The following is a 19,531-nucleotide window of genomic DNA, read 5'->3' as shown; positions in this document are numbered from 1 at the left end:
AAAATCTTGATTCTATGAGATCAAAATTTAAACTTTTAAGCCTATTCTTACTTTCTATTTACTTTATTTCCTGTAAAACAAGCCCCGAAATCGTAGAATCCAAACCGGACTACATTGAACTGGAGCAAAAAAAATTCTATGCTTTTAATGAAAAACTATCCCAACCCCTGATTCAAAAGATTCGCAAAATTCAAACTACCTCCACTTCCTTCAAAGGCAACTTTGTTATGAAAATTCGGAGCGGTAAAAATCTTTCTGAAAGTAATGTTTTAAAAGGAAATATTAACTTTCAAAAAGCTACGGGCAAAGTAAAGATCCAGCTTATGGAACCTTTCTTCGGCATGATAGTCTCGACCATTGAAGCAGATAAAAATAGCATCTTCATAAAATCGGCAGGGCAGGCCCCCCACAAACAAACAATGGGAGACATTCAGATGATAGACCCGGCCAGCGGAAAGACGATTACCATTCCCTTTCCGGTTATCTACTACTCCATTTCTTTAAACTTCCTGGATGAATTTAAACAGGGAACCAGTTTTTTTAGCCCGACAGAAAATAGGGTCCTCGTAAAAACTCCGGAAGAAGATATTTACCAGTATGTCTTTTCCGATACCGGCCTTGAAGCCCTCGAATATAAGGCAAACAAGAAAAACGTAAAGGCCATCTCAAGGGTTACCCAGAAAGACAAAGATAACCTGCACCCTCCGAAAGAAATCGGCACCCGTGTCACCGAGCTTGATAAGGGAGTCGATATAGGAATTATAGATATCAAATATACGAAAATTATAAGAGAGTAATATTTCGAGAATTGCAGATACCAAGTATCCGCTCAATTTTTCCGGGAAACAGGCGAACCATCAGTGTTCGCTTGCGTTTATAGACATTCTCCCGAGAGCGCGACCCATCGGTGGGTCGCTTGCATTTGCCCTGGATAAATGAGCGAATACCCTTTTTTTTAATAAGACCGCAAAAAAATGGCTTATCAAAAATATTTTTCCATTCAAATTTTGCTTATTCATTGACGACTTTTTATATCTAAATGAAATGTGTTTTTATAGATACCTTTCATGGAAAACTGTCTGATAACCCAAAAAGTAGGTTTATTATGCTACAATACGAATAATAACAATGAATTATGCACATTATTATACTCAATTTTTCAGAGAGAGAATTTTTACCACTTTTCCTCCTGGAAAGAGCTCAGGGAAGAGGAGAATTTAAATATCATTTTTATTTATGCGGAAAATCTTTACAACCTTGAATTAAATAACTCTACTCTTCATTCCCGAATAAAAACCAGAATTATTTGGATTTTGAACGATAAAAGTGAAAATAATATCATAGAATTATGTAAATTTGGTATTCACAGAATACTTTTTATACAGGATTTTAAGGATTGGAGTTCAGAGTTATTACGAATGCTTCAGGATACGAAAACAATTTCGCCCAAAATCATTTTTTCACTGTTTCACTATTTTCATAAGCATGAATTATCTTTTTTAAATCATTCTCACCTGACTCAGAGAGAAAATCAATTAATTCAGCTAATATCAGAAGGTATTAAAAACCAGGCTATTGCAGAAATCTTGCGTATTTCTCCCCTTACCGTTAAAAAACAGATTCATAATATCCATAAAAAGCTACAGGTAAGAAATCGAATCGCCTTGCTCCAAAAAGCAAAAGAACTTGGAATCATTTGAATTTATGTCCTATAACATCGGTGCAGTGTGCCAGGATGTATGTTATTTAGAAAAAATTTCTGCTACTATTCAGGAAATGAAGGAGTGTAAGAATTTTTTTTTCTGGACATCGGCTAAAGAGTTCTGGAGATCCGGCAAAACAAAGCGTTTAGATCTTCTTGTTATCGATTCGAATCTTTCTGATATATCGGGATATGAACTTACCCGAGTCATCAAAATCCGAAATCCCGAACAAAAAATCATCCTCATCGGTGATAAATTAGCAGATACTGAAATAGATAAAGTTCTCCGCTCCGGGGCTGTAGGCTACATTTTAAAATCAGATAGTTCCAATTTAAAACAAATGATGATAGACGTCATTAAGGGAGGAGGAACTCTGTCTCCCTCTCTTACCGAGCAAATTTTAAATTTCTTAAACAAACCAGCAATTCCAGCAAAAACGATTCCCGAACTCAGTAAAAGAGAAATGGAAATTGTCCTTGAGCTAATTAAAGGCCATAATTCGAAAGAGATTAGCCAGATTTTCGGAACCTCGGAACAAACCATTAGGAAACAATTCACTTCTATTTATAGAAAACTCAAAGTCAACAGTCAAGCAGAACTACTCAAAAAACTACGAGAACTAAATTTTTAACCCTGAATCGTAAAATAAATACTACTTTTGAGGTATAGACAAAAGACGAATTGTGTGAGATAATTGGGAATGTGGAGTTTGGTTGTACAGCTCCAGCTCCGTCATGGATTCACCCGGACATATCAGTGAAAAACGGTAAAACTTTTTTGCTAAAAAAGCTTATATGATATTTGGAGAAAAGACATGCTATCGCTCGGAAGAATCATTATATTTGTTATTTTTATTTTTTGGGGCTGCTCAAAAAAAGATAATACTTTAATACAACAGGTACTTCCATTGTTCCTGGCTAACAATCATTTTAACTCCAGCGATTCAAATCCTCCTCCTACAAATAATCCGACCTCTATACCAATCAGCATAAAATACAATTCTCAGTCCTACGTTTTTATTAAAGGAAAAAATATTATTGAAGTTCTTCCTACCGTAACGGGTACTATATTATCTTATTCAATAAATCCAAGCCTCCCCCAGGGATTAAGTTTTCAAACAGAAAATGGAAAAATATCCGGTGTAGCATCCATAGAATCTCCTGCGACTTCCTACACAATCACAGCTTTTGATAAAGATGGAATAACTACTTCTACGAGTATTATGATTCAAATTGCATTACCTGAATCTTATATAGAATTATCAAATACCTCATCTCCATCTACTTATTCGATTTCTATAGATGAAACTATCTGGCTATCATTTGATACTGTATCCGGAAAGAAATACTCGGTCCATTGGTTGGATTCTTATAACGGCTCCGGTAATGAAACAGCAGACATTGTCGTCTCCGCATATAAATCAAATAAAAAGGATAGTTATTTCTTGAAAGCAGACAGCGGTAATATACCCGGTGTAATTTTTTTAGCAGCAGAAACTGATAAAGTTTATCTAAAAGTGCAAGCCATAAACTCTAACTCTATTGGTTCTTTTAAACTATGGATAGAACAGGTGCCCGAGCAAATTGTATCTACACCTCTAATCGTAGACGAAGCTGCAAAAACATATAATCTAAAACAAAAAGAAAATGTATTATTCTCATTTTTTCCAACAAAAAATAAAGAATACAAAATTCGCTGGGATGATAGCTATGAAGGAAGCGGCATCGCAACAGCAGATATAAGTGTTTCCGCTTATATAGCAGATAATTCTATTAATTATTTTACCCGGGTGGACAGCGGATATAACGCAGGTAAAATTATTACCGGTTTTAAAGAAGGAAAGGTTTATCTTAAGGTAGAAGGATATTCTTCCGGTGATTATGGTTCTTTTAAGATTTGGATAGAATCTTACGAATCACCAAGCACCAAACTTACAGTAGATGCAGCGCCTCAAAGTTATTCAATCTCCGAAAACGGTATGGTAAAGTTTTATTTCTATGCAAGTTCTTATACAAACTATAGGGTAAAATGGGCAGATAAAACAGATGGTACAGGTAGCCAGTCAGCAGATGTAAAAGTTTCTGCTTACTATGAATATTCAGATGGTTCGGGGGTTGCTACACCTTTTACTTCTGTAGACAAAGGTTTATTTCCGGGGCAAATTGTGCAGTACCATGGTTCCGGTGGTGGCGGAAATATAAATCTACGGGTAGAAGGGATTACATCAACTACTTCAGGCTCATTCCAAATATGGGTAGAAAAAATTCAAACTTATAATCTACCTGCATTTACTACACTTACGGTAGATGCTTCGGCTAACACATACAATATAGCCGGTGATACAAAATACTTTTCTTTTGCAGCTACATCAGGAAATAGTTATAAAGTGTATTGGGCAGATAAAATGAATGGAACCGGTAGCCAAACAGCAGATATAAAGGTGTCTGCTTATACTTCTGCTGGAAGTTCTATTTTTTTTAGTTCTATTGATAACGGCTACAATGGTAGCTTAATAACAGCGTCTGCAACAGAAACTATACGTTTAAGGGTAGACGGTGTAAGCACAACAGAAACAGGCACATTCCAAGTTTGGATAGAATCAGAAAGTGGAACTCAGCTTACTGTGAATGCACCTGCCTCTACTTATACACTCAATGCAGGTTCTGAGATGCTTTTTTTCTTTAATGCTACTGTAGGTAGTTTTTATAAAGTAAAATGGGCAGATAAAATTCAAGGAACAGGCAGTGAAACCGCAGACATTTTGGTCTCAAGTGATACCTATTTTAGTTATACTGATAGTGGATATAGTGGTCAAATAGTACCTTCATCCATAACCGGTAAAATCTCAATAAATGTAAAAGGTATCAACACTACAGAAACCGGTTCTTTTAAGATATGGATAGAAACTTATGTTCCTCCTTCTATTACTGTAGATGCAGGTCCACAACAGTATACAATTCAAACCGGTGAAACTCTATGGTTTTCTTTCATTGCACAGGCAGATAAAAAGTATTATATTAAAGGGGAAGATTCCTTTGTTGAGTTTCCTATAGAAACAGCATCCGTTGTAAGTTCTGCTTATAAACCTGATACAACATCTTATTTTACAGAAGAATTTTTAGACAGCACTATCGGTAATAGTATTATTTCATCCACAAATCAAACCATATACATAAGGATTGATGAGTATGGTGAACCCGGTACCTTTAAACTATGGGTTGAAATGGATCCTAATTATCCACCGGTCATTACTCAATTAACTATAGATGCTTCTCCTTCAACTTATAACTTAATTGCAGACACAAAATCCTGGTTTTCATTTCAGGCAGAGCAAAACAAGAAATATATAATTAAATGGACTAAAATCGGTTCTGGAACAGAACTATACGATTATACTTATGTTTCAGCTTATCGTTCCGATAAAACAATTTCCTACTTTAGTTTTAATAGTGATGGTTTTCCGAATGGTCAGGTAGTAACAGCCCAAGAAACTGGAACTATTTACTTGAAAGCAGAAGCGTGGGGTAGTTATTTTTCCGGCACTTTTCAAATCTATGTGCAATCTTATGAATCTACGATTACTCCATTAATTGTAGACGCAAGTTCCGATACCTACACTTTAGAATCCAATGAAATACAAACATTCTATTTTAATTCTCAATTCGGAAAGCGTTATATAGTTAAATGGGCGGATAGTTTTCAAGGCACAGAAAACGAAACTGTAGATATACAGGTATCTGCGTTTAACAGCGATGGTTCTGTTTATTATTTTAACTCTATAGATAGTGGTTACAGTGTTGGTAGAAACGTAATTGCAGTGGCAACAGAAAATACGTATATCACTGTATCGGGTAAAGTTGCAGGTAACAATGGAACTTATAAAATATGGGTCGAGCTGGACCCAACGTACACAATACCCTCGTTGATGGTAAATGCAGCAGCACAAACTTATAATTTAGTAGCACAAACTCAGATGTGGTTTTCTTTTTCTACAGAATCTGGAAAACAATATAACATAAAATGGGATGATTCCTACGAGGGTAGCGGAACTAAAACTGCAGATATCAAAGTTTCTGCTTATACATCTGATGGTTCCAATTCCTATTTCACAGAAGCTGACAGCGGGTACAACACCGGTGTAACCATTACATCTACTGAAAATGGGAAAGTTTATTTAATAGTAGAAGGATATAGCTCATTAGATGAAGGAACTTATAGTATCAATGTAACAGGGTTATAAATTATGAAATTTTTATTTTTACTAATATTCTTATTCTATAATACTTTATATTCAGAATCTAAAGAAATTAAAGAATTGAAAAAAGAACTAAAAGAGTTAAAAAAAGAAGTGTCAGAGCTACGTAAAAATCGACAAAGTTCTAAAGACACGGATGATAAAAATAGAATAACTAATGATGTTCAACCTGTCCTTTCAGATGAAGAGTATAAAACTAAATCAATCTCATCAGTAAAAACTTATACAATAAAAGAGAAAGGTTTAAAAGTTAGTTCTTTAGAGGGAAATGAAGGAAAGCGTTATGCAATTTTAGTTGGTGTGAATCAATACAAAGATATTGCAATTAGCGCATTAGAAAAAGCCAGAAATGATGCAAAGATTATTGGAAAAATTCTTCAGGAGAAAGGAAGTTTTGACCAGGTCTTTATTATGACAGACGACATAGACATACGGACAGACACTGAAAACTTATATCCAAGTAAACTGAATATACAACAAAAAGTAGAAAGTCTTTTAAGGAATTCCAATGAAAACGATCTCATTGTATTTTTCTTTTCCGGTCATGGAATTTCCGATTATGAAGAAAACGCGTATTTAGTAACCGTAGATACAGTATATGATAGAAAATTTGATACAGCTCTTAAAGTAGAATGGTTGGTTGACGAGTTAAAAAAATACAGAATAAAAAAATCCTTACTCATCTTAGATGCTTGCAGGGAAAGACTATATTCCAGTAAAAGTTTGGGTAGAGATAGCTTAAAAGAGAAATACTACTCTGAAGCGGAATTAGGTGCAACATTCTATTCAACAAAATCCGGATATTACAGCTATGAAGACGACGAAACAGACTTCGGTGTATTCACTAAATATCTGGTGTATGGAATGGAAGGAAAAGCAGATGTTAATTCGGATGGAGTAGTTACTTTTACAGAAATAGAAATGTACGTTCAAACTGCTGTTAGAGAATGGTCGCTAAAAAAGAATAAATTCCAAAAACCCTATACCAAGATCAATGGAGAAAAGAATGGAGATCTGGCACTCACTATTTCCGACAAAGTTCCACAAGTAGGAGAAAGTCTGGCAGATAAAAGGGTAAAGACACCATCCAAGATAGGCTATGTATGGAGGTCTTCTTTATTCCCGGGTTGGGGACAAATATCCAGCGGTGCTACTTATAGAGGTATAGGATATTCTTTGTTTTTCTTGGGTTCGGCAGGTTTATATGCCAGTTCCAATTCAGCATTCAAAAGTGCGCAAAGTCAATACAACTCTACACCTGTCTTATTTTCAGGAGACTTATTCTTACCTTCTTATATGCTTCTCAGACAGAATAGAAGTTCTTTGCAAAAAGCAGAGTCAAGTACCCAGAGTGCTTATATGTTACTAATTGGTTTTTGGCTATGGAATATATTTGATTCTGCTTTTTTAACAGATGCTCCAGTAGAAACAAATATTTTCTCTACCTATAATTACCCTTTACCTAGCGATATGTATATGATGGATAAATATTCAAAATTGAATAGTATTTATGAGTTCAAAAATTCCATTATTTTTACGAAGAGATTTTAAACCCATGAAAGTGTTTATCCATTTGCTTATATTCCTAAACCTGTTTTGTTTTCCTAAAGCAAGGTTAGATCATTTTGCAGATGGCTCTAATGGATTTTTAATACAACTAATCAGTTCTATTGGTGATCAAATTAACTCCTCCGTAACACCTACAAAACCTGAAATTGTTTTATCGGATACTCCTTCTTTTTTGACAGAAGGAAATAGCCAGACTGTAAAAGTATCTTTTAATAAACCGATTTCTTCACCTACCTCTATTTTGATACAAAGCGACAATCCTGCTGTTACCATCAATGGTGCTTCTTCAATTAATCTAAACTTTACACCGGATAATTCTTTAGAGGAACAATTATTTGTAGTACAGGCTTTATTAGATAATAACATAGTTTCAGAAACTGCCCTTATCCAAGTTAGTGCAGAAGGATACACTGAACAAAGTTTCAATGTATCTGTCAAAGATATATCTGAAACTCCTCCGGAAATACATATAAAAATTGGAGACAAAGAATACTTCTCCGGTGATACTTTTTATTTTGATAAATATAGTTTTTGTAAAGAAAAATCTGTAACAATTACTATTGAAAACAAAGGAGAGGGTACTTTAAATTTTATAAACTATCCTTATATTGAAGTAAAAGATGAGGAGAATAAAAATCAGTTTAGTTTAACAAGCAATCCGGTTCAACAAATTTTAAGTGGGCAAAGTAGTACAGCTACCATAAAAAATTCACCAACTGACTGTAAGACCTTATCTAATGGCTCTGTTATTATTAATAGTAATGATAGTAAAGCACCTAAAATATCAATACAATTAAAAGAAACTATTTTTGGAAAAGAAAGAACTATTAGCAAAATGAATACTATGAGAACTAATTTTACCACTACTCTTTTAAACGATGAAAAAGTTTTGATTGTCGGTGGTAAGAATGGTAACACTATATTAAATAGTGCAGAAATTTTTGATCCCAATACAGAAACATTTTCCTATACAGGCTCTATGAATTTACCCCGATTTTCTCATTTTTCTTTTTTATTGAAAGATGGTACCGTTTTGATAGTATCCGGTACTAATGATAAAAGAGCAGAACTTTATAATCCACAAAATGGAACTTTTTCATTAGTGGGAGAAACTATAGACACAGGGCATTATACAGGCGTTGTATTACAATCGGGAAAAGTATTACTAATGTCCGGAACTTCTTACGATCCGGATATCGAAGAAACTGTCTACAATAATCTTGCAGAAATATATGATCCGGTCAGTCAAATTTTTTCCTCTGTTGCAAATATGCAAAAAAATAGAGGTGGTTTCTCAACCATAGTTTTATCCGATGGAAAGGTTCTTAATTTAGGGGGTTCTGGCTCCTGGGTAGGTTGGAATATTCATGATGATAGTTTAGAATTATTTAATCCGGTTAATAATACATTTACACTGCTTTCTAAAAAATTATTATATGAAAGAATTTCTCCTGCAGTGACATTGTTAGCAGATGGAAAAGTTTTTATTATAGGAGGTCAAAAATGGAACTCTCTTCAATTTGTCTCTGAAATATATGATCCAATTACAAATGCTTTGGAATGGATTCAGACACCTATGAATTTAAACTTAGTTTCTTGGATAGATAAGTTATCAAACGGAAAATATTTAATATGTGGAGAACAATTTATGCTATATGACTATATAGAGAATAATTTTAATATGTCAAATATTGCTTGTTCTGGACATTCGATATTTTTAAAAAATGATAAGGTATTACTTATCAAAGAGCATACTGTAGAGATATTTGAACCATGAAAAAATTAACGTTTCGATTTTTATTCTGTTCTATTCTATTTATAAGTTGCTATCCTAAAGCAAACCTAAACCACTATGCTGATGGAGACAACGGCTTACTGTTTCCATTATTATCAACCTTACAAGATAGTTTGAGTATAAAGCCTCAAGAAACGCAACCGGAATTATTAATACAAGGTATACCTTCTGTAATGAATGAAGGACAGGTACAACTCATTCAAATTGGTTTTACAAAATCTATCTCTAAAGATGCAGTTGTAATAATTTCTGCCGATAGTAGTTTAGTTTCTATGAATCAACAAACTAACCAAATAGAGCTAAACTTTACACCCGAAAACTCTACGAAACAACAAGCCATACCGATACAAATACAAACAGATACAAACGCAGTTTCGGAGACTGTGAACCTTTCTATTTCAGCAGAAGGATACACCGGAAAACAGTACAGCATTTCTATTGTAGATACAACCGTTCCAAAACCTAAATTAAAGGTAACGTATAACGGTGTTGAATACCTTTCTAACCAAACTTTTGATTTTGGCAGGCTAGCATTTGGCACAACTAAAACTATGAACTTTACCATAGAAAATTTAGGTGAAGGTACTTTAAAACTAACAAATCCTAGTTTACAGGATGATAAGAAAACAAACCAATTTTCTGTAACAGCTATATCGAACCAGATTTTACCCGGCAACAAACTAGAATTTTCCCTACAGTTTACAACAGGTCACTATGAAAGCGGAAGTGCTGTCTATAAGTTTCAATCCAATGATAGTAAACAGCCGATTTTTATATTGAATGCAAAAGGGGAAATGTACAACGGTTTTATTTTGGCAGATAGTACATCTGTTATCCAAGAAAATTATCCAGATGGAATACTATTGGAAGATGGAAATAAGTTAGTTGTTATAGAAGATAGTTATAATCAAGTATTGAAGTATGGAATTTATGTTCCCGCAATCGATCAGTTCTTTGATAAAGGAGGAATATGCACTATTTTTTATAACTGTTTTAGGGAAAGCTATACTCTTACTCTATTAAACAATGGAAATGTATTGTTAATAGGGTATAATAGTTCTTCCGGAACTATTTGGGGAGGAGATGATACTTTAAAAGGTGTACTGTATGATTCGATAGCGGGTGAGTTTATCCTAACTAACGGTAGTATGAGTACCAAACGAAAAAATCATACTGCTACCTTATTACAAGATGGAAAGGTGCTGATCTGTGGAGGAACCGACGGAACAACTGTTTATTCCAGTTGTGAATTGTATGACCCGGATACAGATAGCTTTAGCACAACAGATAGTATGAATCATGCCCGAGAAAGGCATAATGCAATCCTATTGTCCGATGGAAAGGTAGTCGTCATAGGTGGAATGAATTCTACTGCTCTATCTTCTATAGAAATCTATGACCCTGTTTCTGAAATATTTCAACAACAGGGAAATATGAATAATGGAAGAATCAAACCCGGCGTAGCACTATTAAATAATGGAAAATATTTGATAACAGGGGGATACACGACCACAAATGTGCTGAATACAGCAGAAATTTACGATCCAACTACAGATACATCTACAGTGGTAGGGAATTTATATGAATCTAAATCCGGGCATACTTCCACACTTCTAAGCAACGGTAAGGTTTTACTGCAAGGTGTCGGTAATACAGAAATATTTATACCGGAGTGATGCTTATATGAAATACATTATCTTGTTTGTTCTATCTATCCTATATTTGCATTGCTATCCTAAAGCAAAGTTGGATCATTTTGCAGATGAAAGCAGAGGTTTTATATTTCAATTGATAAGCACAATCAATACAGTTAAAACTACTAATATAGCCTCTATAGTGCCTAAAATAAAACTCAGCGGAAATTCACCTTCTTTACAGGAAGGTCAGTTTCAAATTGTCAGTATAAGCCTTACTGAACCGATACAACAAACTACCATTGTAAAAATAGAAAGTAACCATCCATCTTTAGTGATCAACGGAAACGCATCTACCGAACTAACTTTTATATCTGATAATTATAATATAGAACAAAAATTTACCATACAAGCTGTTGCAGATGAAAACACTACATCCGAAACTGTTACAATCGATTTAAGCGCTGATAAAGTGCAGCCGAATTCTTTTTCGGTATCTATATTGGATACAACAAAGCCGGAGCCAAAGTTGTATGTGTCTATTAATGATGTTCCTATTTATTCCGGAAATACCTATGATTTTTATGCTAAACCCTACAACTCTGTAAACCAAGCTACGATTACCCTGGAAAACAAAGGAGAAGGTATTTTAGAACTCATTTCTGATCCGCCTTTTTTAATGATAAATGGTGAAAACAAGGAGCAGTTTACCATTTCACAACCGAATTTGGTTTATCTAAAATACGGAGAAAAGACAAATGTAGGTGTTCAATTTGTACCGGGAATGTTTGCAAGCGGAAAATTTGATCTTCTCATTCCTAATAACGATCCTAGCAACAACGCTTATTCTATCACTATCCAGGGAAGCATGAATAACGGTTTTTATACAACTGATCAACTTAATTTTTCAAGAACCTACCATACTACATCTATTGTAAATGGAAGTAATCTGTTGGTAATAGGTGGGATCTCATCAAACAGTTTAACCTGTAGCAATAAAATGTTTCTTTACAACTCTCAAACTGCTTCTTTTTCGGAACTATCCACTAAACTATCCAAAGGAAGGTGCAATCATACATCTACAGTTTTAAACGATGGAAAGATCATCATTGCGGGCGGTAGTGAAGATTCAAATGGTTATAATGACGGTTTAGATAGTGTTGAAATTTTTGATTCTATTGCCGATACTATTTATACAGGTAGTAAACTCAATGAAGCCAGACACTCTCATAAAGCCATTTTATTAGATAATGGTAATCTAATTGTTTTTGGTGGTAAAAACGATTCTGAAATTTTAAGAAGTGTAGAAATTTATAATCAAGTATTAGAAGCATTTGATTCTCTTGGAGATATGAATTTCTCCAGATATAACCATACAGCCACTTTATTAAAAGATGGAAAAGTTTTGATTACAGGCGGAAATACAGAAACAGCCGAGCTATTTGATCTATCTAGTAATGTATTTACACTGACCGATTCTATGAGTACTAAACGGTGTAACCATACTGCCACCTTATTAAAAGACGGAAAAGTTTTAATTGCTGGTGGAGATGATTGTTCTTATAGTGCCATTAAGCTTAATACAGCAGAAATATACGATCCGCAAACCGGCTTATTTACACATGTTAGCGATATGAAAGTGGTCCGTTCAGATCATACAGCTAGCTTATTAAAAGATGGACGGGTACTGATTGTAGGAGGTACCCGCTACTATGACAATGAAAAAACTACTGAAATCTATGATCCACAAACCGGCACATTTACACCGGGACCTCCTACAATTAACAAACATGCAAATCATACAGCAGATATGTTGCCGGATGGAAAGGTAATTATTATAGGAAACGGAACGGAAATTTATATACCCTAAAAATCCCTCATCTGCAAAACAAACCATCCAATCACCCAACCAAACCAGCTCCTATTCAAGGAGCTACTATATTTTTCTTCAGAAGTTCTTCTGTTAAATTTAAAAAGGCTCGAGATTTATATTGATATTCTTTGCAGCGAAGTATTTCTTTAGAACAGAGATCCTTTGGCTCCCCGGACAGGGGAGTAAAGGGGAAGCTAATTCCCTTATCATTCTCCGATATATTTTGCGCAAAGAACAAATCTTTTTCGATCCATCCGAATAAATTACCGAAAGCAAAATAGGCTGAGGAAGCAGTATTCGGATACAGGAGATCTTTTCCGAGTGCAGAAAAAACGACTTCCAACCCGGCAAGGCCCAGTATGGTAGGAATTACATCCAATTGATTTCCTATCTTTGTTTCCAAGCCGGGTTCTAATACAGAAGGAGCATATATTAAAAAGGGAATATTTCTATCTTCAAAATAGTTTAAATACCGATGATGGGTATGGTCAGCGAGGAAAATAAAAATGGTATCGTTTAACCTCCCCATTTTTTCTGCCTTTCGTATAAAATCTCCTATAGCCCAATCTGCATAATGCAGCACATTTAAAAAATCATGATCCCTGACCTTAGAACCAAATATATCCAGTTTTTCATCGGGGGAACGAAAGGGGTAATGAGTAGAGATGGTTAAAACCGTACTAAATAGAGGCTTTGCCGAATTTCGTTTCTCAATCTTTTTTAGAACCAGGTCATACAGATCTGCATCGTGGTATCCCCAGATTCCCGCTTTGTACAGGTTTAATTTCTGAATATCCCTTTCATCCAGAACCTCCTGAAACCCCCAGCGTTTTACATGCACACCCAGATTCTCAAATCCTAAATTGCTTCCGGTTAAGAACATAGTTTCATAACCGGCTAATTGCATCACGGCACCCAGTCCCAAAAAGCGGGACATAGCTTTTTGCGTGTGCAGAGAACTTAAACCCGGACTGTCCGGAAGACCGGTAAGGGTAGCCATGAGTCCATTACTGGTTCTCCCTCCGGTTGCAAAAAAGTTTTTAAAATACCTGCCCTTCTTTATGATTTGATTAAATTCCGGACAAACCTCTTTCCCATCTATAAAACCGGAGCCTTCTTCAACCTGTATATATTTCGCAGGCCAGCTTTCCAGAAGAACAAGAATAATATTGGGTGACTTTTCAAATTTCTTCTGTACAATAGTTTTTCTTAAAATAGGATAGGCAGGAGAAATAAACTTTGCTCCTCCGTAATCGATTTCTTTTTTGACCCATTCATAAGACTCCAAAAGCTTCATCCTATGATAATTGGGAATACTCTCCGTACGAAAGTCATAAAACGTAGTAAAGATCCCGTTTAAACCAATATGGTTGATAAAGGTGTTATCTGAAACAATAGAAAAACTCGGTCGAATAAAGCTCGTTTGTGTCCCTCCCCGTATGCAGAGAACTGACAGAGGTATGACTATGAGTAAAAATATTCCGATTTCTTTTTTTGATTTCCGGTAATTCAAGGCTGTACTTAGTTTTTGAAAGATTTTTAATATACTAATAAAGTATATAATAGAAAACAATATAAACAAAAGAGAAATGAAAGGCTTACTCTCTGTTACCGAAAGAATCAATAACCAGATATCTTTTCCTAAAAAAATGAAAGCTTCATAGCCCAGATGCTTATTTGCATTTTCGTAATATTCAATATCAGCCAGGAGGTGTATAAAAGCTCCCCATAGAAGAAAGGCCGGAAAGGTAGACCATAAAAACCGATATAAAGAAAAACGATTTAAAAAAACTATCGAAGATAAAAGCATAAAAGGAAAAAGAACAATAAACGTGATGGAAAGATCAAACCTGAGACCCGCTCCGAAAGCTTTTAGTAAAGGAAAAAAATAATCCTCAGGCAAGCGATATCGATAGGTGTATACAAATAAAATCCTGTATGAAAATAAAAGAATCAAGAATACAATACTATAGATCAGGAATAGGCCAGGCCAGGGGAGAATTTTTGTTTTTTTACTTTCCATTTTCCTTTTTTTAAAAACCTTTGTTAATAGAATTGACTTGTCGGAAAAGTTTTCTATTGTAAAATAATCCGACTTTTCCTTAAAGACTAGTATATTCAGAGAAGGATTTTAGAAAAGTAAAAACAAGAATGCAGGTTCTCGAAGAAAACCAAACAAATGATGATTTTAGTATCAGCTATGAGAAAATTATTTTCGTCAATGAATCCATAAAAAAAATCCAGAGCCTTTCTTTTAAAATCAGGCTCAGGGCCTTAAATAGCCTCATTTCCGCCAGAAAAGGCTTTCACATGGGTAGTCAGGGCTTTTCGGCAGTTGCTTTCGAACTCATTGATTTCAGTAATTTATTGGAAGAGCAATCCCAAAAACTTAATATTTCGATGAATCAAATCCTTCTGGATTCCACGGAAGAGCGAAAACTGAAGCGCAGAGCCATGCTTCATCATAAAGCGATGATTCAGAGCCATTCCTTAAAAAGCCAGATAGAAGCCAATGGAAGGAATACCGAGAATAATTTACATTTCATATTCAATTGGAAAAAAAATATTTCAGCAGAAATAGAAATCCTGAATAAAATTTTAAGAGATACACTTAAAATTTGTAAAAAAGGACGCTTTATCATGATGTGTATTAAAATCGAATCCGCTTATATCCAGAACGATAAAGAAATTTACAGACAGCTTTCCTCCGATGTATCCAATGCTCTTGAAGACACAGAAAGAATATTAAAAGAAGTTATAGTGAGTTTATTCGTATGAAAAAATTTCATTATTTATATACCGGTAAAGAACATAGCTGGGGAGTTATAGCTAAAGACCCGGAAAGACAAAATCATCTTATTGATACAAATGAATACGTACTCAGCAATCATTCAGAATTACTTATCTGTGATCCGGGTGGTATCGAAATATATCCTTCTGTTTTTAGCTCTTTAAGTACTGAATTTGATCCACAAAAGATTTCCTACATTTTTTCTTCTCATCAGGACCCGGATGTCATATCTTCTTTGAGTTTATGGTTAGACCTAAACCCGAATTTACGTTGTATTACGTCAAAAGTTTGGTCAAGTTTTATTCCACACTTTGGAGGAACCAAAGAAACATTTATCAGTATCGAAGATAAAGGAGAAATTTTCAACTTTGGCGAAATTGAGCTTCAACTCGTACCGGCTCACTACCTCCACTCTTCCGGGAACTTTAATCTATATGACCCGATTGCAGGCATTTTTTATTCAGGAGACATCGGTGCCTCCCTACTTCCGGAATCAGAACTTGGAGAAAGTTTATTTGTAGAAAATTTTGACAACCATATTCGTTTTGCAAAAGCTTTTCATGAAAGATGGATGACATCAAATGAAGCAAAAATAAAATGGTGTGAAAGAGTAAGTAAATTGAAAATCGATTTGCTCTGCCCCCAGCATGGTTTAATCTATTCCGGTCAAGACGTGGAACGCTTCATTAACTGGTTTGCCGAATTGCGCGTCGGTATAGCTGTAGACAGTATATGAATTTAGGCTGGCTTGACTTTACAGCAATCCTTATTTATTTAATAATAGTTGTTGTTGTAGGTTTACGGGTAAAAACAGGAGATAAATCTCAAAAAGAATTTTTTTTGGGAGGAAAAAATCTTCCCTGGTATATAATCCTTTTTTCTATCATCGCAACCGAAACATCCAGTCTTACATTTTTAAGCGTTCCGGCTATTTCTTTCGGAAGCGATCTGTCCTTTTTACAATTGGCCCTTGGGTTTATAATCGGACGCTATTTGGTTGCGTATTTTCTACTTCCGGGTTATAGAAAAGGCGAATATTCTTCCGTCTATGAATGGATAGGTGAGGCACTCGGTCCCCAAACCCAAAAATCATTATCCACCATATTTATTATCACGAGACTATTAGCAGATGGAGTCAGACTTTTTGTAACTTCCATTCCTTTGTCCCTCATTCTTTATAGTTTTTTTAAAGACTCTCTTAGCTCGGTGCAAATTGGTATATTCAGTTTATTGATTATTAGCCTTTTTACAATACTCTATACTGTCTACGGAGGGTTTCGATCTGTTGTAATCACTGATTCTATTCAATTTTTTATCTATATAGGAGGCGGACTTTTCTCTTTTATTTATATTTTATCCGAGCTATCTTCACAATATACGATAGCTCAAATATTCGAAACATTAAAACTATCGGGTAAGTTTCAGTTTTATAGGGGAATGGGCGGGGATTTTTTCAAAACTCCTTATTACGGAATTAATGCAATTTTTGGAGGAATCTTAATTTCGCTCGGTTCACACGGTGTAGATCAACTGATAGCACAGAGAAGCCTTGCCTGCAAAACCGAAAAAGAAAGTAAGAGAGCACTAATTCTTTCAGGATACCTGGTGTTTTTACAATTTGTACTTTTTTTGGGAATCGGTCTTCTGCTTTTTTTGTATTATAAAGGAGAAAAAGGAATTATCGCGGGAGATGTGTTTTCAAAATATATTGTAGAAAGAATCCCGAGTCCATTTGCCGGAATCATTCTTGCTGCTATCCTGGCCAGTGCCATGTCTACCTTATCGAGCTCTATTAATTCTCTATCCCTGGCAGCTATAGTAGACTGGAAACCCACATTTGTCCAAAAATTTGAAGAAAGCCGTGTTCTTCGTTATGCAAGTATTTTTTGGGGATTGGTTCTGTTTGCAAGTTCCCTGATTCCTTATCTCCTTATAGAAAACGCCAGAAACGAATTAGTTCAGCTCGGACTTAAAATTGCTTCTTTTACCTTCGGGCCTATGATAGCCGTATTTATGTTAATACGAATCGAGGAGAAAAATCTGGTAAATATTTCTCCCCGCATTTTGCTCAGTTCCGTCTTTCTTTCTTTAAGCTCTGCAATTCTTTTAAACTTTGTTTTCCAGCCGGATCTCAGCTTTATCATTCCTGCCGGAATTCTTTCTTTCTTCCTCTTTTTCTATAGCGGAAAAAAAATATTTGGCTCTTACTAATTACCTTTCTTCTGAAGCTTGGCCCAGGTATCCTGTAAGCCTACAGCCTTGTTAAACACAGGTTTAGTTTCGCTGGAGTCTTTGTCTTTACAAAAATAACCAATACGTAAAAATTGAAAATTATCCCCAACTTTTGCTTCCTTTAGAGAAGGTTCCATCTTTGCATTGTCAATTACAACAAGAGAAGCAGGGTTGATGTAGTCTTTATAGTCCTTTCCTTCTTCCACATTATCCGGATTTTCCCTGGTAAAAAGAGTATCATATAAACGAATTTCTCCGTTGAGAGCATATCTGGCTGATACCCAGTGAGAAGTTCCTTTAACTTTTCTGCCATCTTCAGACCAGCCTCCTTTTGTCGCCGGGTCATAAGTACAGCGAACTTCCGTTACTTCACCCGTAATCGGATCTTTTGTAAAACCCACACAGGTTACATAAAACGCTTTCATAAGACGAACCTCTTTTCCGGGCGATAAACGAAAATAGTTTTTAGGTGGATTTTCCATAAAGTCACCTTTTTCTATATAAAGCTCTTTTGTAAAAGGAACTTTCCGAGTTCCGGCCTCAGGATCTTCCGGATTATTCTCCACATCCAACCATACAACATCATCTTCAGAGAAATTTTCAATTACAACTTTTAAAGGCTCGGTAACCACCATAGCCCGCATAGCCGTTTTATTTAAATCTTCTCTGAGAGCAAACTCTAACATAGCAATGTCTACAAGATTGTCTGCTTTTGCCACTCCAATCATGTTACAGAAATTTCGAATAGCTCTCGGAGTATATCCTCTCCTACGAAAACCTGCAATAGTTGGCATTCTGGGATCATCCCAGGAATTCACCAATTTAGTGTTTACCAGTTCGAGGAGCTTTCGCTTACTGAGAACTGTATAAGTTAAATTCAACCTGGCAAATTCAATTTGTCTCGGGTTACCGGGTAAGCCACTTACATTTTCCAAAAACCAGTTATATAGAGGTCTGTGATCTTCAAATTCCAGAGTACAAAGTGAATAGGTTATACCTTCAAGAGCATCAGAAATCACATGAGCGTAATCATACATAGGATAAATCTTCCAGACTTCTCCGGTTCGATGGTGCTCTGTGTGCATAATTCGATATATTACAGGATCCCGCATATTCAAATTTCCGGAGGCCATATCTATTTTAGCACGCAGAGTTTTGGTTCCTTCTGCATATTTTCCCTGTTTCATTTCCTCAAAAAGTTTTAAATTTTCTTCAATGCTTCGATTACGATAGGGACTTTCTTTTCCGGGTTGTGTAAGAGTTCCTCGATATTCTCGGATCTCTTCAGGGCTTAATTCACAAACAAAGGCCTTATTATCTTTAATGAGTCGTACTGCAATTTCGTATAACTTTTCAAAGTAATCAGAAGCAAAATATAGTCTATCATCCCAGTCATAACCCAGCCACTTCACATCTTCAATAATAGAATTCACGAATTCATCTTCTTCTTTAGAAGGATTTGTATCATCCATTCGCAAATTACATTTACCCTGGTAATCCAGAGCAAGACCAAAATTTAAAACAATAGACTTTGCATGACCGATGTGTAAATACCCATTGGGTTCCGGAGGAAAACGAGTATAGACGGGCTTTTCTGTATCCGGATTCTTCTTATCTTCTTCAATGATATTTCTTATGAAATTAACTGGACTTGCTTTCTCTTCTGACATTGAAAATCC

13 protein-coding genes are annotated in these 19,531 nt (G+C 35.3%); 11 read left to right on the top strand and 2 right to left on the bottom strand.

Features of this window, described 5'->3' with window-relative positions; all coding sequences use genetic code 11:
* Positions 1 to 14: 14 nt before the first annotated feature.
* The 8 genes from H7A25_08390 to H7A25_08355 all read left to right on the top strand — a co-directional run bounded on the left by H7A25_08390 (position 15) and on the right by H7A25_08355 (position 12,826).
* Complete coding sequence (locus H7A25_08390; GenBank protein ID MCP5499906.1) at positions 15 to 797, top strand: hypothetical protein; 783 nt, start codon at positions 15 to 17, stop codon at positions 795 to 797.
* A gap of 270 nt (positions 798 to 1,067) precedes the next feature.
* Entirely contained in the window at positions 1,068 to 1,700 is a 633-nt protein-coding gene (locus H7A25_08385) for a response regulator transcription factor (GenBank protein MCP5499905.1), read from the top strand.
* A 4-nt stretch (positions 1,701 to 1,704) separates the two neighbouring features.
* Positions 1,705 to 2,334, top strand: coding sequence for a response regulator transcription factor (locus tag H7A25_08380; GenBank protein MCP5499904.1), 630 nt, complete (start codon positions 1,705 to 1,707; stop codon positions 2,332 to 2,334).
* Between the two features lie 183 nt (positions 2,335 to 2,517).
* Positions 2,518 to 5,943 (top strand): hypothetical protein, encoded by a 3,426-nt coding sequence (locus tag H7A25_08375; GenBank protein ID MCP5499903.1) that lies wholly within the window; start codon positions 2,518 to 2,520, stop codon positions 5,941 to 5,943.
* A 3-nt stretch (positions 5,944 to 5,946) separates the two neighbouring features.
* Positions 5,947 to 7,509 (top strand): caspase family protein, encoded by a 1,563-nt coding sequence (locus tag H7A25_08370; protein MCP5499902.1) that lies wholly within the window; start codon positions 5,947 to 5,949, stop codon positions 7,507 to 7,509.
* A complete protein-coding gene (locus tag H7A25_08365) occupies positions 7,469 to 9,304 on the top strand; it encodes a hypothetical protein (protein ID MCP5499901.1) in 1,836 nt (611 codons plus the stop codon). The genes H7A25_08370 and H7A25_08365 overlap by 41 nt, the downstream gene beginning before the upstream one ends.
* A complete protein-coding gene (locus H7A25_08360; GenBank protein ID MCP5499900.1) occupies positions 9,301 to 10,998 on the top strand; it encodes a hypothetical protein in 1,698 nt (565 codons plus the stop codon). The genes H7A25_08365 and H7A25_08360 overlap by 4 nt, the downstream gene beginning before the upstream one ends.
* A 7-nt stretch (positions 10,999 to 11,005) precedes the next feature.
* A complete protein-coding gene (locus H7A25_08355; GenBank protein MCP5499899.1) occupies positions 11,006 to 12,826 on the top strand; it encodes a hypothetical protein in 1,821 nt (606 codons plus the stop codon).
* A 55-nt stretch (positions 12,827 to 12,881) separates the two neighbouring features.
* On the opposite strand, the gene H7A25_08350 is transcribed toward H7A25_08355, so the two are convergent.
* Positions 12,882 to 14,852 carry a sulfatase-like hydrolase/transferase gene (locus H7A25_08350; protein MCP5499898.1) on the bottom strand — a complete coding sequence of 657 codons (1,971 nt, stop codon included), beginning with the start codon at positions 14,850 to 14,852 and terminating at the stop codon, positions 12,882 to 12,884.
* Positions 14,853 to 14,980: 128 nt separating this feature from the next.
* Between H7A25_08350 and H7A25_08345 the strand changes: the two genes are divergently transcribed.
* From H7A25_08345 to H7A25_08335, 3 genes are read left to right on the top strand one after another with little or no spacing between them, the layout of a single operon-like run.
* Positions 14,981 to 15,607 (top strand): hypothetical protein, encoded by a 627-nt coding sequence (locus H7A25_08345; protein ID MCP5499897.1) that lies wholly within the window; start codon positions 14,981 to 14,983, stop codon positions 15,605 to 15,607.
* On the top strand, positions 15,604 to 16,356 hold the full coding sequence (locus H7A25_08340; GenBank protein ID MCP5499896.1) for an MBL fold metallo-hydrolase: 753 nt from the start codon (positions 15,604 to 15,606) through the stop codon (positions 16,354 to 16,356). Before H7A25_08345 ends, H7A25_08340 begins: the two co-directional genes overlap by 4 nt.
* Positions 16,353 to 17,831, top strand: a complete 1,479-nt coding sequence (locus tag H7A25_08335) for a sodium:solute symporter (protein MCP5499895.1) — start codon at positions 16,353 to 16,355, stop codon at positions 17,829 to 17,831. Before H7A25_08340 ends, H7A25_08335 begins: the two co-directional genes overlap by 4 nt.
* Here the strand turns inward: H7A25_08335 and H7A25_08330 are convergent.
* Positions 17,828 to 19,522, bottom strand: a complete 1,695-nt coding sequence (locus H7A25_08330) for a glutamine--tRNA ligase/YqeY domain fusion protein (protein MCP5499894.1) — start codon at positions 19,520 to 19,522, stop codon at positions 17,828 to 17,830. The two genes, H7A25_08335 and H7A25_08330, sit on opposite strands and share 4 nt — an antisense overlap.
* Positions 19,523 to 19,531: the final 9 nt, after the last annotated feature.

Source organism: Leptospiraceae bacterium (assembly GCA_024233835.1).
Lineage (GTDB): Bacteria > Spirochaetota > Leptospiria > Leptospirales > Leptospiraceae > JACKPC01.
The sequence above is the reverse complement of the archived record's forward strand: the minus strand, read 5'-3'. Positions and strand labels throughout refer to the sequence as shown.